The sequence below is a fragment of the Microbulbifer hainanensis genome (genome assembly GCF_014904735.1).
In the GTDB taxonomy this organism is placed as follows: domain Bacteria; phylum Pseudomonadota; class Gammaproteobacteria; order Pseudomonadales; family Cellvibrionaceae; genus Microbulbifer; species Microbulbifer hainanensis.
This window is the reverse complement of record NZ_JACZCR010000040.1, coordinates 136,264-151,182: the sequence shown is the minus strand read 5'-3', so window position 1 is coordinate 151,182 and position 14,919 is coordinate 136,264. Positions and strand designations below refer to the sequence as shown.

The window sequence follows — 14,919 nt, the reverse complement described above, 5'->3', positions numbered from 1 at the left end:
CCAGCCACCGGTTCGCTATGGCTTTCAGGGATGCCTGTGCCTATCGCACAGTTACTCTGCAGCAAACGCGGCCACTACGCCGCTCACGTCAAAACCCGCCGTGCGGGCACTTTGCAGCAGAACTTTCTTGTCTGCGCCGGAGAGAGCGCGCGCCCCTGCCCACAGGTTGCTGGAGCGGTTGCCGGTGCGACAGTAGGCGTGCACCTGCTTTCCTCCCGCCAAAAGTTCGGCGAACTGCCGGCAGTGTTCCGGCGTCATCTGCCCACTCGGAAACGGGATTGCGACAAATTCCAGGCCGTGCTCCGCCGCCGCGGTCTGCATTTCGGCATTGGACGGCTGGTCTTCTGTCTCGCCTTCAGGGCGATTACATACAAGTACCTCAATGCCGGCATCAGCCAGCAAAGCAATCGCCTCGCAGCTGAGCTGCTCCGAGACACTGACCTGTTGATCCAGTTGTTTACGGTTCATTGTTACCTCGCAGGCGCCGCCAGGCGGCGCCAATTACAGTTTGTTAATCGGCACTTTCAGGTAAACGGTTCCGTTGTCTTCCGCCGGCGGCATCTGCCCGGCGCGGACATTGACCTGGACTGACGGAATGATCAGCCGCGGCATCGCCAGGGTGGCATCGCGCTTGCTGCGCATCTCGACGAAATCTGCCTCACTCACGCCTTCGTGCAAATGGATATTGCTGCGTTTCTGCTCACCCACGGAGGTCTCACACAGGTGTTCGCGCTCGCCGTTGGGCGGATAGTCGTGGCACATGAACATGCGCGTGTCCTCCGGTAGCGCCAGCAGCTTCTGCGCCGAACGGTACAGGGTGGAGGCATCTCCGCCCGGGAAGTCGCAGCGCGCGCTGCCCACATCGGGCATAAACAGCGTGTCACCGACAAACAGGGCGTCGCCGATCAGCCAGGCCATATCCGCCGGTGTGTGGCCCGGGGCGTAAATGACCTGTGCTTCCAGATCACCGATCTTGAAGGTATCACCGTCGTGGAACAGGTGATCGAACTGACTGCCGTCAACCAGGAACTCTTTTTCCAGGTTGAACACATCGCGGAAGATCGTCTGCACCTGGCGGATATGGTCGCCAATGGCAATCTTGCCGCCGACCTGCTCGCGGATGAACGGCGCCGCCGAGAGGTGATCGGCGTGGGCGTGGGTCTCGAGAACCCACTCCACCGACAGGTTTTCCCCATGCAGGAACTCAATGATGGCCTCGGCCCCCTCGGTCGAGGTGTGTCCGGAAGCGGCATCAAAATTGAGTACTGCATCGATCACCGCAGCAGTACCGCCCGCGTGGTCGTAGACCACATAACTCCAAGTCTCGGTATCCCGATCCAGGAAGGGCTGCACATGGGCAATAGGCTTGTTGGCTGACATCGCAGGCTCTCTCCTATCTATTCCTAAAAATCTGTTCAGCAACAATATACTTGCTAACAATATATAAATCAATATAATGTATTTGAGTAAATTAACCTCATAGTGAGGACACCATGCCCGACACAACTGAGATCAGCCTCGACAAGATGCGCGCCTCGGCCGGCGACGCGTCGATGATGCTGCGCTCTCTCGGCAATCCCGACCGGTTGCTGCTGCTGTGCCAGCTGAGCCAGGAAGAACTCTGTGTCAGTGAGCTGGAGACGCGACTGGATATCCGGCAGCCAAGCCTGTCACAGCAGCTCGGCGTGCTGCGCCGCGAGGGCCTGGTGGCCACGCGTCGCGAGGGCAAGAACATCTACTATCGTGTGGCAGACCAACGCGTACTGGCCCTGCTGCAGACCCTTTACCAACTGTACTGTGCGGAGTAACGACCCCAAATGACCATCGACTGGAATGCATTTACCCCCTACACCGCCCTCGCCGGCGGGGCCCTGATCGGCCTGGCAACCGCCGTGCTGCTGTTGCTGAATGGCCGCATCGCCGGCATCTCCGGCATTCTCGGCGGACTGCTGTTTCGCGCACCGGGCGAGACCGCCTGGCGCCTGGCATTCACTATCGGGCTGCTGGTCGGTCCGGCTCTGTGGATGCTGGTTCACGCCCTGCCGCCAATCCACATCGACGCCGGCTATCCGGTGCTGGTCGCCGCCGGCCTGCTGGTCGGCATCGGCACCCGCTACGGTTCCGGCTGCACCAGCGGCCATGGGGTCTGTGGTCTGTCGCGCCTTTCACCGCGCTCGCTGGTCGCCACACTGACCTTTATGGCCGCGGGTTTTATCACCGTGTTTGTCGTCCGCCATTTGCTGGGAGCCTGAACCAATGAACAAAACCACTGTTACCGCCCTGGTTTCCGGCCTGCTGTTCGGCCTCGGGCTGCTGTTGTCCGGTATGGCCAACCCCGAGAAAGTACTGGGCTTCCTCGACCTGCTCGGCGCCTGGGATCCATCCCTGGCACTGGTGATGGGCGGCGCCATTGCCGTGGGCCTGCCGGTGTTCTTTATCGCCGGACGTCGCGGCCGCACCCTGCTTGGCGACCAGATTCAGATGCCGACACGGCGCGATATCGATCGCCCCCTGGTTGTCGGCAGCCTGTTGTTTGGCATGGGCTGGGGACTGGCCGGCTTCTGCCCCGGCCCGGCGGTGGTTGCCACCGGTGCAGGCGAGCCCAAGGCCCTGATTTTCACTGTGGCAATGCTGGTGGGAATGATCCTGTTCCAGCTCACCCAGCGCCGCGCGCAAACGACCCAGAGCGGCGCCCAGAGTTAATTTCCAAAGCTCCAATCGCGATCGGCAACCCGGGTTGCCGATCGCGCTCTTCTGTACACCCTCACCCAACCGCTTTTCGATAGAGCCCACCCGCAACGGAAAGGGCCTCAAAACCCGACTATCTTTTCAAAGCCGCTGTGAGCGGGCGCCGCGATCATGGAATAATTGCAGCCATGCGACTGAGCAAATTCATTCCCCATTGGTTAGAGGGCTATCAGCGCCACTGGCTGGCGGGTGATGCAATCGCCGCCCTGGTTGCCACCATGATGCTGGTGCCACAGGCCCTCGCCTACGCGGCACTGGCGGGCCTGCCTCCCCATATCGGTCTCTACGCCAGCCTGCTGCCGCTGCTGGGTTATGCGCTGTTCGGTTCCAGCCCGGTACTGTCGGTGGGCCCCGTCGCCATTCTGGCTCTGATGACCGCATCGGCACTGGCGCCGATAGCCGCACCCGGCAGCGCGGAATATATCGTTGGTGCGATCCTGCTCGCGGCCCTGAGCGGTATCTTCCTGGTGATCATGGGCATGCTGAGGCTCGGCGCGCTCGCCAACCTTCTCAGCCACCCGGTCATCCACGGCTTTGTATCCGGCGCCGCCATCCTGATCATCGTCGGCCAGCTCAGCCCGCTGCTGGGGATCGGCAGTGACGGCCACACCGCCCTGCAACTGTTTATCAGCACCGTTGAACACCTGCCGGCAATAGCGCCGCAGACTGCAGCAGTAGGCCTTGGCGCAGTGCTGATACTGGTGACGGCCAAGCTCACCCTGGCGCCGCTACTGCACAAGTTGGGGCTCGGTGAACACATGGCGAATTTGCTGGCGCGCCTGGCGCCAATGTTGGTAGTACTGCTGGCCATTGCGCTGACGGAAATTTTTCACTGGGAACGTCAGATGGCCGTGGTCGGCCCCATTCCCGCCGGGCTGCCGAAAATGCAGCTGCCGCCACTGGACTGGAACCTGATTTACCGACTGTCATTACCGGCGCTGATCATTGCCCTGCTGGGCTTTGTCGAAAGCCTCTCCATCGCCCACGCCATCGCACTGCGCCGCGGCGAACGCCTGAATGCGGACGCAGAATTGCGCGGGCTGGGGGCAGCCAATCTGCTCAGCGCGCTATCCGGTGGTTTTGCAGTCACCGGAAGCTTTGCCCGCACCGCCATCAACGATGAAGGCGGTGCCATGTCGCCACTGAGCGGAGTGATTACTGCGGCACTAATGGCTCTTGTGCTGCTGTTTATTACCGGCCTGTTTGCAGCACTGCCCCTGAGCGTGCTGGCGGCCACCATCATCGTCGCTTCCGCCAGCCTCGTGGACCTGCGTGGTTTTCTGCACAACTGGCGCTACGACCGCACCGACGCTACCGCCATGGCCGGCACCTTTCTCGGAGTACTGCTGTTCGGCGTCGAGGCAGGTATCGGCCTGGGTATCGGCCTATCCTTCGCCACACTAATCTGGCGCAGCAGCCGCCCCCATATTGCCGTGGTGGGACGCGTGCCCGGTACCGAGCACTTCCGCAATGTGCTGCGGCACACGGTGGAGACCCAGCCGGGTATTCTGTTCCTGCGTATCGACGAGAGCCTGTTCTTCAGCAATATCAGCGCCGTGGAAGAGCGATTGCTGAGCGAGCTGAAGCGCCATCCGGACACCCGAGAGCTGGTGATGATCCTGTCGTCGGTCAGTCGTATCGACGGCACCGCGCTCGAGCGGCTGCAGCAGGTCAACCGCGATCTGCGCGGGCGAAAAATCCGCCTGCACCTGTCCGAGGTGAAAGGCCCAGTGCTCGACCGCCTGGGGCGCTCACACCTGCTGGAGGAATTGAGCGGGCGCGTGTTCCTGTCTTCCTATATTGCCGAATTGGCATTGCGCCACGGCAATGTTGGTGGCGAGGATCCGCTGGCCGAGAGCGCCTAAAACGATAACCCCCACCCCCGATTAGCCACTTGTACACGATTGCCGAATACTGGCAAAATATCCAGTATTTGGGCAGGCGGTATCATGCACGCGAGCGCGCTAACGGAAGAACAGCAGGCCATCGCCGACCACCCCGGCGGCCACGCCAAGATCATCGCCGTGGCCGGTTCCGGCAAGACCACTGCCCTGCTGCACTATGTCCGCAACCGCCTGCAATCTGGCGTTCCCAGCGACCGGATGCTGGTGCTGATGTACAACCGCAGCGCCCGCGAGGATTTCGAACGGCGCCTGCAACCGCTGGTGGATGGTCCCGCGCCCGCCGTACATACCTTTCACAGTCTCGGCTACCGCCTCTACCAGCGCATGATTGCCAACCGGCACCTGGCGCCGGCCAATCTCACCCCCCTGCCCCAGTCCACGGTGCAACTACAGATATGGAAAGCGATCGAGGCCTGTGCACCCCGGGCGGAACTCGAAGATATCCGCGCGCGTAAACAGTCGGAAATCGAGGCGGTAGAGTTTTTTATCGACTACACCAAGACGATGCTCGGCGGCGACCTGAGTGCCTTCCAGGAACTCAAGCTCGGCGATGAATACATTTATTTTCTGAAGGTGTTACGCAAGTTTGAGGAGTGGCGGCGCGACCAGAGTGCGGTGACTTACGCGGACCTGATTTACGACCCGGCCATTCTGCTGAGCCTGGAGCCGGGCATTGCCGAGCAGTACGGCAGCCATTACGAAGATATCCTCGTGGATGAATACCAGGATATCAACGAGGTACAGCACTTCCTGCTGCGCGTGCTCTACGGCAAGTCCGGCAATGTCATTGCGATCGGTGATCCGGACCAGACCATCTACGAATGGCGGGGCTCCAAACCCGCTTATCTGCTACGCCTTTTCGACGGCGATTTCCCTCCGTCAAATGTCTATCAGTTGAGCCGCACTTTCCGCTACGGCCACAAGCTTTCGCTCGCAGCCAATCACTTTATCGAAAACAACCGCGAGCGCGCGGAAATTTTCTGCGTCTCCGCCGACGACGAACGGCATACGGAAATCGAGCTGGTACAGACCGCCAAGGAAACCCGCTGGCTGGTGGATCAGCTGCGGCGACTACAGCAACAGGAGCAACCACTCGACCAGGTCGCCATCCTCGTACGCCTCTGGTCCGTGGCCGCCCCCATCGAACTGGCACTGCTGGCGGCGAACATCCCCTACCGTTCCGGCAGCCGCAACACGGTGCTGTCGCGGCGCGAGTTGCGCCCACTGTTCTGGAGCCTCAATGTTGCCTCGGGCCGCTTCGCAGAGCTGCCGGCCAAACGCCGCCAGCAGGGACTCTACGAATGGCTGACGGCCCCGCATATCCGCATCGCCCGACGGCAGCTGGAACCCCTGTGTGCGGAACTGGCCGGACTGGAAAGCGGATGGGGCAAAAACCTGATGGCCCTGATACCCGACACACTGAGCAAGCCGCAGGTGAAGCGACTGCGCCAGCGCGCGGAATTATTGACGGAGATGGAAAACTGGCGGGGCCTGGCCGGCGAACTGCTGCGGCGCCAGCTGGGCGAGCTGGATTACCTCACCGGTATCGGCGACGACAGCTTCACCCGCCAGCAGGGAGAGGAACGCCAGCAGACGATTCTGGCCTTCTGCCAGTACCTCGACCGCCTGAAACAGCGCCCGGTGGAAGCCCTGGCGCATCTGCAGGAACTGCAGCGGCAACACCGGGAAGGCGAGCAGAGTGCCGCTGACGCGGTACAGATCACGACAATGCACCAGGCCAAGGGCCTGGAGTGGGACCAGGTCATCATCCCGTCCCTGACCCAGCACAACATGCCCTATCAACCGCAGCGGGATTTCTCCGCACCGGCGTCGGTGGAGAGCGAACGCCGCCTGATGTATGTGGCCATGACCCGCCCGCGCCAGAAGCTCTACCTGCTGGCACCGGAAGTCGCCGCCAGCCCAGCGGCGGGTGATGACCAGCAACAACCGTCACTGTTTCTCGAGGAAATGCAGCTGCCGCTGTGCGGGATTGTCGGCGACGCCCTGCGCGATCGGCCATCGACCCTGCGCAGCCAGGTTCCGATCACGCGCCAGGCACTGCTTTACCTGGAGGCTTGTAGCTACCAACCGGAAATCGACGCTCCCCGCGCACCACTGCGCAAACCCGCTCTCGGCGACGGCATCCGTCACCGTAAACTGGGCTACGGGCGCGTGATCAAATGGGAAGATGGGCGTGTGGAAATACTGTTCAGCGACCGGCAGACCCGGCGCTTTGACTGGGAAAAAGTGGCACAGTTTCTAATTTAGCCCGGGGCGGCCTGCACCGCTCCCGGGTTCCGGCCCCGGCAATTAGCGATCCGCGTTACTCTTCAGCCACATCGGCGGCGCGCGCAAACTGCTGGCTCACGTTGAAATACAGCGGATATTCCTTACCGGACTCGGGATCGCGAACCTGCATCTTGTCGTAGATACCCTTCTTGTCGTAAACGATCGACTGATCCAGAACTTGCAACCCCTTGAGGCGCAGGAAACCGCGCAGTTCCGACGTGCTGATGGTCCGGTAGGCGCTGTCCTGGGTGCGGCCATCACCGCTTTGTTCAATTGATGCCATCAGCCCGTCCACCATATAGCGGTGCCGGTCCTCACCCTCCAGCTTGCCACTGCGCGCACTGCACACCACGCCAATCATATGTGCCTCGAGGCTCATATAATTCTGTGCCAACACCGTATCGATATCGCTGAGACACTGGTCAAACTCGCCCCGCTCTACGGCGTCATACGCATCTGACAACCCACTCAGTTTGTCGCCGCCATTGGGATTGTACTGCGGCGATGCCACATAGGCGCGGCGCAGCTGGTCAAAATCCAGTGTAAAAGAGAGCTGCTTGGCCTCCGCCACCAGGCGCTGGTACTCGCTCTGCTGCACCGGGCTTCCCGGCTGGACACCCGGCCCGCTACAGGCGGTGCCGACTGCGGCCAGCGCCAGCAGGACCAGCCCGCGAGAAAATTTACGATTGCGTATTGCCATTGGCTGCTTCCGTTTGAGGTTTGACTTTGATACCGAACAGGCCGCGCCGTTCGGTCTCTTCCGGGATCGGGTGGGGCTGGAGGAACTCCCGCAGCTTATTCTGCTCCCACATCGCGTCCTGATATCCTAATTCGATCAACTCACCCAGAAATGGTTTCTCAAATAACAGGTAACTTGCCGCTGAGGCCCCTCCACCGGACGTGGTCGCACCCGTGGAGCGGAACAGCCAGCGCAGTGCCGGCGGCAGGTAGCGCACCTTGCGACCAGCCAGTCGGTCGAGACTCTGCGACGGCTCAATGACCGCGGATTCGACCGGTCGCAGCGGCGACAGATCTCCCAGCCGGTCATGGGCGACAGAATCCAGCAGCAGGTTGACGCGATCCAGGTGCTCCAGGTCCCCTTCGAGACTGTCGATGAATGCGGCATTGAACAGCTGACCGGCAATTTGCGCGATGGACGGTGAGTGTTTCGGTGCCTTGCTACGCTTTTTGCCCCAGTGTACCGGGGAGCGATTATCCGAGACCCCCACGACAAACACGCGGTTGGCACCGAGGTGCAGCGCGGGACTGATCGGTGCCAGCTGGCGCACAGCGCCATCGCCAAAGTACTCGTCGCCAATCTTGACCGTGGAGAACAGCGTCGGAATCGCCGCAGAGGCCATCAGGTGATCTGCAGTCAGTTCCGAGCGCACGCCGAAGCGGCGAAAACGCCGCCACTCGCGCAGGTCGTCTGTGCCCTGGAAGAAACTGACCGATTCGCCGGCACTGTAGGACATCGCATTGACGCAAACGGCGCGCAGGCGACCCTCTTCGATATTCGAGCGGACATTGTCAAAATGGATCACCTCCTCGACCAGCTCGCGCAGCGGCGTATTGTCGAGTAGTGCCAGCGGACGCCGGCGCCCCACCCCGTGGTGGAACAGAGAGCGAGTGATGTGGAACAGGTTGCCGAACAGGCTGCGCCAGCTGCTGCGGTAGATCTGGTCCACCGTAAGGCCCATCCACAGATCGCACAGGCGCGCGACCGCTTCCTTGAAGGTACCCGTATGCGAGGCCAGCAGCAGCGCATTGACCGCGCCAGCGGAAGTGCCGCAGATGATCTGGAAGGGGTTGGGGTTGGTGTCCGGAGTCAGCTCCGCCAGCGCCTTCAGTACACCGGCCTGGTAGGCCGCGCGCGCGCCGCCGCCGGACAGGACCAGGGCACTGGACTGGTGGGTGAGTTTGGGGAGTTCTTTCTTAACGGACAATTTGTTCTACCAATACCGGCAAGCCACGGATAATGCCCCGGCCGTATGGGCTTTCGGGCAACTACACTTCCGCGCCCCATTATAATTCGGGCTATTTAGCATAGCAGGCCGACTGCGCAGCAATTTGACCCAATCGAGATTTTGGTCACTGATTTCCCGGCCGGTGCCGATCAGAGCGCCATATCCACGACATAGCGACCGATACCGTGCCCCCGGTGCAGTCGTGCGAGAAATTCCGGCGCCTGTTCGAGGGAGATATCTTCGGCGATACGGTCGAGCTGTTCACCGATATACCAGTCCCCGGCCAACTTCTCCCACACTACGGCTTTTTTCTCGATCGGCAGCTCGACACTGTCGACACCGAGCAGGCTGATTCCGCGCAGGATAAACGGAAACACATTGGCCTGAAATTGGGCACCGGATGCCATGCCGCAGGCGGCGACCCCGCCGCCATAGGCCAGTGACTTGATGACATTGAACAGCGTCTCGCCGCCGACGGTATCCACCGCCCAGGCCCACAGCGGTTTAACCATGGCCTTGCTGGCGAAGGGCGCCAGCGTCTCCCGATCCAGTACTTTCCAAGCACCGAGATCAGTGAGAAATTCCGCCGATTCCAGCTTGCCGGTCACCGCCGCGACGCGGAACCCGAGATGCGCCAACAGAGCCACGGCAATAGAACCGACACCGCCGGTGGCACCGGTGACCAGCACCTCGCCATCTTCGGGTTTGGCCCCGGCCTCCAGCAGTTTTTCCACGCAGAGCCCCGCGGTGAGTCCCGCGGTACCGAGAATCATCGATTCCCGCGCCGACAGCCCGCTTGGTAGCGGCAGCGCCCAGGTCTCGGGGATCGCAATGCGCTCGGCGAGCCCCCCCGGGGTGTTCATGCCCAGATCGTACCCGGTCACCAGCAGCTGAGTGCCGGGTTCAAAGGTGCCACTCTTGTCTTCGACCACTTCGCCGACCGCGTCGATTCCCGGCGTATGCGGATACTCTCGGGTGATGGCGCGATTGCCGAATGCCGACAGCGCATCCTTGTAATTCAACGACGAGTGCGAAACCGCCAGCAGCAGCGGATTGTCCGGCAGGTCGCGCAGGCGCCGCAGCTCGATCTGCTGATCGTATTTTCCGGCGGCCACTTCCTCGACCCGCATTGCGCGAAAAGTATCATCCATGGCTCAGGTTCCGATTGCTGCCGGGCGTGTCTCGGCGACACAATCCGGCAATCCCACTATTGCGCCATTACTGGGCCTGGTGGCGCCAGGCTTCCAGGCGCGAGAACAACCGCGACACGGCGGACTCTACGCCGGCCTGCGCGGCCAGACCAAATTTCTTGGCAATATTGGTCTTTTCTTTGTATTCCACCTGATACAGGTCTGCGCTCTTCGCACACCCGGTCAGGTACTCATCGGATGTCTTGATTTCGTCAACCAAACCGAGATCCAGCGCCCGCTGTCCGAACCAGACCTCGCCGGTAGCGACTTTGGCCACATCCAGCTGCGGCCGGTATTCACCGACAAAGTGCTGGAACAGCGCATGTATCTCATCCAGATCGCTCTGGAATTTCTCTTTGCCCTCAGCCGTGTTTTCGCCAAACATGGTGACGGTGCGCTTGTATTCACCGGCGGTGAACAACTCGAAATCTACATCGTGACGCTTTAACAGGCGATTGAAATTCGGCAGCTGAGCCAGCACACCGATGGAGCCCAGCATTGCGAAGGGCGCGGCGAGAATGCGATCGGCGACGCAGGCCATCATGTAACCACCGCTGGCCGCGACCTTGTCGACGGCAATCGTCAGCTGGATACCGGCACTGCGAACCCGCGCCAGTTGGCTGGCCGCCAATCCGTAATTTGCCACCATGCCGCCCGGGCTTTCCAGGCAGACCACGACCTCGTCGCCGGGCTCGGCCACCTGCAACACTGCGGTTACCTCTTCGCGCAGGTGCGCCAACGCACTGGCCTTGATATCGCCATCGAAGTGCAACACAAACAGGCGACGGCGTTCGCCCTCAGGCTTCTCTTTGACGACCGTGCGGCTGTGCTGTTCGCCGGCCTCGGCATCCGCCTCACCCTGCTCAGGCAGCGTTGTCTCCGTGCTTTCGAGCCCACTGTGCTGCACTTTTTCCCGCGGTTTCTTTTTCTGTTCCGCCTTCTGTTTTTTCAGCAGTGCCTTGTTCTGCGCTTTCTTTTCCTTCGCCTGCTGCTTCGCGCGATGCGCAAACTCGTGCTTATCCATCACCGCTTCGAGCAGGGTTTCTTTCATCTGCTCGTAGCGGTCATTGAGGCTGCTCACGCTGATGTGTCCCTGCACACGCTCTTTGAGATGCTCCCGATTGGCCACGATAAAACCCACGATGACCAGCAACGCCACCACGATGGTCACCACCTTGGCGAGGAACAGGCCGTACTCAATAAGAAATTCCACTACAACTCCAATTCGCTATCGAAAGATCAAGAAAAACATCCCTGTGCTTTTCGGGGATTATTGCCACTCGTTGAGCGCCGATGTGGCCTGCTTGTTGAGCGGTCGGGCCAGCAGGCCGCTGTGGGTGATGCGCACTTCATAGACGGCACCGTCTTCCATCGGCAGAAAAGTCGCACTGCCGTAAACGGCGTCGACAAAGGGTAGCTTGTTGTCGATTCCGCGCAGTGTCTGCCATACATCGACGCCGTAATTACTGCCGTCCAGCTGGTGAACCGTGCGCTCTTTGGTGCGCTCATCCTGCAGCGTCAGGTAGCGGCCGCTGAGCCGGTCCAGGCGGTACGCGGGCTGTATTCCCCAGCGCGCCAACGGCCCCTTCCACTTCAACATCCGTGCGTCCAGTTGCCATTGGTCCCCCTGCAGCTCAAAGCGCTGGGCGAGTCCGTCCTCATCGGAGAATTTGGCTTCATAGCGCTGGTCTCCGATCTTGCGGAAGGAAACCGTTCCCACGCTGTGTTCTTTGGCCAGGTTGCGGTAGCTGTATACGTCCGCGGCGACCAGTACGATCATCAGCGCAGCGCCGAGCAAAGCCAGGCCGACGGCACCGCGAATAAATCCCAGCAACCAGCTGCCGTTAATCAGTACCCGGCCGCCCCAGAACACCAGCAGCAGGGCAACCAGGGCGATCAGGAAGGTAATGGCGATATACATGGCTATATTGAGCTCCGTTTGCGCGGCCCGGCCCTGGCCGGGTCACTGGCGGTTGTTATTTTCGCTGGCAAACGTCCGGATCAGTTGTCCGGACAGTGTCTGCGCCGGCGGTATCGCGGGCAAGTCACTGAAATGGTACCAGTGCGCCTCGGCGATTTCCTCGAGATCCGGGGCCAGGTCGCCGCCCGCCCATTCGGCCAGATACCCCAGCATCAGCTGCCCGGGAAACGGCCAGGACTGGCTGCCCATATAGCGGCAGGCCCCGACTTCCAGACCAACTTCCTCGCGGACTTCACGCACCAGGGCCTGCTCGGCCGTCTCGCCCGGTTCGATAAAACCGGCCAGCGCGGTGTGCAGGCCGTGGCGATGATGGGCATGTCGCGCGAGCAGACACTCCTCGCCGCGAGTCACCAACATGATGACACAGGGGGAAATGCGCGGATATACCGCCAGTTGGCAGCGGGAACAGACGCGGGCGCGATCCCGCTCGTGATATTCGGTGGCACTACCGCAGCGGCCGCAAAACCGGTGATCACAATCCCAGTTGACCACCTGCATCGCACGTCCAGCCAGGGAAAAAAGATGCTCATCGACCTCGCCGAGCAGCGAGCGCAGACCGCGCCACTCGTAACCGGCAATATCCCATTGCCGCGAAATCAGATGCACACCACAGGTTTCGCCCTCCAGCTCACCGAGAAAGTGACTGGCAGACAGATCTTTGTCCGCCAGTGGCAAGTCGGCGTGCAGAAAGCTTGCGCCGCGGCAGAGCAACTGGCCTTCCGCCACCACGATATGCCGCCGAAAAGCCGGTGCCGGCCGCACTATGCCGGCGGGTACAAACAGATCGCTCACGCGCACCTCCGAATCAGGCGACCTCGACGGGGTAGCCAAGGGCATCGAGACTCTCTACGGCCAGGTTCAGTGACTGCACGTCGGCCTTGCGGTGCAGTTTTACCTCCCCGAGGTAGTATTCGAGACTGATAATGGCATCCGCAAAGACTTCGAGTGACTGCTCGATAGCCGGGGCGGCCTCGTGCTGATCCATCACCGCCTCGACAAAATCTACCAGACGCTCAACCACGGCAGCCGCACGGCGCAGATTGAGCACCACGAGCCCGCCGCGCACCGAGTTGAGCGTGGTCGAAACATTGCGGATATGGCCGTGATCAAATTCCGATTCGGCGTAGGAGGCCAGTGCACGCTTGATCAACGACAATCCCGCTTCCGCCTCCTTGAGCACTGCCACTTCGGCCTCTGCCAGCTGACTGTGCTCCAGCGCCAGGTCCGCGTGTCCGTATTCGTCGACGTCGATACTGGAACTCTGACGCAGGGCACGAATGGTGCTGTCCACCATCAATACCTGGCTGGTCAGTTTCTGCAGCGCGGCTTCCGCGACACCGCCGCCGGCACCGGCACTGCTGCGATATTCCTCCACCGCGTTGCGCAGGCCCTCCCCGACACGGCGGAAATTGAGCAGCGCCAGGGTGCTGGCGATGCGCAGCAGGGTACCGGTCAGGCCGCCCTCCTCGTCAAATCCGGAGACGCCGATGGTCTCCACGTCGTCGAGCATGCGCCGCACACCGGAGAGCTCTTCGTCCAGCGCGCCGGCCACGGCACTGATTGCGGTGGCACCCGGTCCGCCCAGGCTCGCCCGCTCGCGCTCCAGTTCCGCCTCGCTGTATCCCAGTTTGGCCGCGGAGAATGCTTCCAGCATCCGTGCCCCCTGCCCACTCGGGGCTGACAGGGCCAGCCAGTAGAGGCACTCCTTCAACAGAACCGGCGGCGCCGGCTGATCCAGGGCCGCATCCCCCTGCTTTTGCAGCGCGCGAAGGCGGCGGTCAAACATGCTGAATACCATGACCCGCGAGCGGTTGATATGCATCTCTTTCGATGCCATACCGCCCAGCGCAGCGCCGGCCACCGCCCAGAGCCGGCCATTTGGGCGGCCGGCGGAAATACTGGCTATGCGCTGCAATGCACGCGCCATCATCGTGTACGCCGGTTTACACGGTTTGCCCTGCAACAGCGCCAACAGGCCGACCTGGTACATATGGCGGAATCGCCGCACAAAACTGGACAGGTCCTCGGACATCATCGACGCCGAGACGCCACCGGGTAGGCTCGCGTCGAGGCGACAGTGGAAAAAGTGGCTCTCGGGCACCGGTGGCTGGGATCGGGCAGCGCGCAGGTTGTTAATATAAGGAATCAGCAGCTCGGGCCGGGACATGCCGCGATTCTGGACGAAATCGACATAGCGGGTCAGTACATAGAAGCCTGTTCCGAGCCCTTCCATCACTTCGCCGGCGGGCTCCTGACGCCCCTCTTGCAGGTCCGCCAGTGCCGCAAGCAACTCCTGGGCCAGCAACTCTCCCGCGTGCAACTGCACCATCTGCAGCACACCACTTACCTGGCGCACCGCAGCCAGGCACTGTTCCAGCGCCTGCTTGTTACTGTTATCCGCCGCAAAATGGTCGAGATGCGCCGCGGCGGCATCTACGGCCACCACCAGCTCATTTTTGACCACATTGATAGAAGTAAGATTGATATCGCGCAATTCAGTCACTGCTTACACCGCTGGACTCTTATTGATCTTGTACAAAACTCGAGCAAACAAGAGCAGATTGAACGAGTTAGGGGGCAATTTATACCAAACCCGCCAAGAGTCCACCTTTGGGAGGACAATTTCCATCGAACAATCGACAAAACGGCACAACGCCCGGGGAGACTGGTAAAACCACTTGAATTTTCCCGGAAACTGGGTAGCGTTCGGTACAGGTATGACAGCTCCGCACGGCTCTCCGAGAGAAGCTGTGCCGCGGCGGACTGCCAGTGGCAGCGGTACCAATACGGGCAGCTACCCACAGATGGTGGCGCCCATATGCTGGTTACGGCCCACAGCG

Annotated in this window: 14 protein-coding genes; 5 read left to right on the top strand and 9 right to left on the bottom strand. The window is 61.3% G+C overall.

The window, feature by feature from the left end; translation table 11 throughout:
• Positions 1-51: 51 nt before the first annotated feature.
• Positions 52-468 (bottom strand): TIGR01244 family sulfur transferase, encoded by a 417-nt coding sequence (locus IG168_RS16010; protein WP_193165436.1) that lies wholly within the window; start codon positions 466-468, stop codon positions 52-54.
• Between the two features lie 33 nt (positions 469-501).
• Positions 502-1,380, bottom strand: coding sequence for an MBL fold metallo-hydrolase (locus IG168_RS16005; protein ID WP_193165434.1), 879 nt, complete (start codon positions 1,378-1,380; stop codon positions 502-504).
• A 113-nt stretch (positions 1,381-1,493) separates the two neighbouring features.
• On the opposite strand from IG168_RS16005, the gene IG168_RS16000 reads away from it, so the two are divergent.
• The 5 genes from IG168_RS16000 to IG168_RS15980 all read left to right on the top strand — a co-directional run bounded on the left by IG168_RS16000 (position 1,494) and on the right by IG168_RS15980 (position 6,920).
• The gene (locus IG168_RS16000) at positions 1,494-1,808 is read left to right on the top strand and encodes an ArsR/SmtB family transcription factor (protein ID WP_193165432.1); all 315 of its coding nucleotides are present in this window, start codon (positions 1,494-1,496) and stop codon (positions 1,806-1,808) included.
• Between the two features lie 9 nt (positions 1,809-1,817).
• Positions 1,818-2,252 (top strand): YeeE/YedE family protein, encoded by a 435-nt coding sequence (locus tag IG168_RS15995; protein ID WP_193165430.1) that lies wholly within the window; start codon positions 1,818-1,820, stop codon positions 2,250-2,252.
• Positions 2,253-2,256: 4 nt separating this feature from the next.
• Positions 2,257-2,703 carry a YeeE/YedE family protein gene (locus tag IG168_RS15990; protein ID WP_193165428.1) on the top strand — a complete coding sequence of 149 codons (447 nt, stop codon included), beginning with the start codon at positions 2,257-2,259 and terminating at the stop codon, positions 2,701-2,703.
• Between the two features lie 173 nt (positions 2,704-2,876).
• The gene (locus IG168_RS15985; protein WP_193165426.1) at positions 2,877-4,613 is read left to right on the top strand and encodes a SulP family inorganic anion transporter; all 1,737 of its coding nucleotides are present in this window, start codon (positions 2,877-2,879) and stop codon (positions 4,611-4,613) included.
• A gap of 84 nt (positions 4,614-4,697) precedes the next feature.
• Positions 4,698-6,920: an ATP-dependent helicase gene (locus tag IG168_RS15980; protein WP_193165424.1), complete on the top strand. Its 2,223-nt coding sequence runs from the start codon at positions 4,698-4,700 to the stop codon at positions 6,918-6,920.
• A 55-nt stretch (positions 6,921-6,975) separates the two neighbouring features.
• On the opposite strand, the gene IG168_RS15975 is transcribed toward IG168_RS15980, so the two are convergent.
• The 7 genes from IG168_RS15975 to IG168_RS15945 form a co-directional block, all read right to left on the bottom strand.
• Positions 6,976-7,641: a DUF4919 domain-containing protein gene (locus tag IG168_RS15975; protein WP_193165422.1), complete on the bottom strand. Its 666-nt coding sequence runs from the start codon at positions 7,639-7,641 to the stop codon at positions 6,976-6,978.
• Positions 7,622-8,887, bottom strand: a complete 1,266-nt coding sequence (locus IG168_RS15970) for a patatin-like phospholipase family protein (RefSeq protein ID WP_193165420.1) — start codon at positions 8,885-8,887, stop codon at positions 7,622-7,624. Before IG168_RS15970 ends, IG168_RS15975 begins: the two co-directional genes overlap by 20 nt.
• A 170-nt stretch (positions 8,888-9,057) precedes the next feature.
• Entirely contained in the window at positions 9,058-10,059 is a 1,002-nt protein-coding gene (locus tag IG168_RS15965) for a YhdH/YhfP family quinone oxidoreductase (RefSeq protein ID WP_193165418.1), read from the bottom strand.
• Between the two features lie 67 nt (positions 10,060-10,126).
• Positions 10,127-11,311: a protease SohB gene (sohB, locus tag IG168_RS15960; protein ID WP_193165416.1), complete on the bottom strand. Its 1,185-nt coding sequence runs from the start codon at positions 11,309-11,311 to the stop codon at positions 10,127-10,129.
• Between the two features lie 57 nt (positions 11,312-11,368).
• Positions 11,369-12,019: a cation/multidrug efflux pump gene (locus IG168_RS15955; RefSeq protein ID WP_193165414.1), complete on the bottom strand. Its 651-nt coding sequence runs from the start codon at positions 12,017-12,019 to the stop codon at positions 11,369-11,371.
• A 42-nt stretch (positions 12,020-12,061) separates the two neighbouring features.
• The gene (nudC, locus tag IG168_RS15950) at positions 12,062-12,871 is read right to left on the bottom strand and encodes an NAD(+) diphosphatase (protein WP_319024737.1); all 810 of its coding nucleotides are present in this window, start codon (positions 12,869-12,871) and stop codon (positions 12,062-12,064) included.
• Positions 12,872-12,884: 13 nt separating this feature from the next.
• Positions 12,885-14,582, bottom strand: coding sequence for a hypothetical protein (locus tag IG168_RS15945; RefSeq protein ID WP_193165410.1), 1,698 nt, complete (start codon positions 14,580-14,582; stop codon positions 12,885-12,887).
• Positions 14,583-14,919 lie beyond the last annotated feature (337 nt).

Coding starts and splice junctions, on each gene's coding strand:
- IG168_RS16010 (WP_193165436.1), bottom strand. CDS start 468: ATGAACCGTAAACAACTGGATCAACAGGTCAGTGTCTCGGAGCAGCTC.
- IG168_RS16005 (WP_193165434.1), bottom strand. CDS start 1,380: ATGTCAGCCAACAAGCCTATTGCCCATGTGCAGCCCTTCCTGGATCGG.
- IG168_RS16000 (WP_193165432.1), top strand. CDS start 1,494: ATGCCCGACACAACTGAGATCAGCCTCGACAAGATGCGCGCCTCGGCC.
- IG168_RS15995 (WP_193165430.1), top strand. CDS start 1,818: ATGACCATCGACTGGAATGCATTTACCCCCTACACCGCCCTCGCCGGC.
- IG168_RS15990 (WP_193165428.1), top strand. CDS start 2,257: ATGAACAAAACCACTGTTACCGCCCTGGTTTCCGGCCTGCTGTTCGGC.
- IG168_RS15985 (WP_193165426.1), top strand. CDS start 2,877: ATGCGACTGAGCAAATTCATTCCCCATTGGTTAGAGGGCTATCAGCGC.
- IG168_RS15980 (WP_193165424.1), top strand. CDS start 4,698: ATGCACGCGAGCGCGCTAACGGAAGAACAGCAGGCCATCGCCGACCAC.
- IG168_RS15975 (WP_193165422.1), bottom strand. CDS start 7,641: ATGGCAATACGCAATCGTAAATTTTCTCGCGGGCTGGTCCTGCTGGCG.
- IG168_RS15965 (WP_193165418.1), bottom strand. CDS start 10,059: ATGGATGATACTTTTCGCGCAATGCGGGTCGAGGAAGTGGCCGCCGGA.
- IG168_RS15955 (WP_193165414.1), bottom strand. CDS start 12,019: ATGTATATCGCCATTACCTTCCTGATCGCCCTGGTTGCCCTGCTGCTG.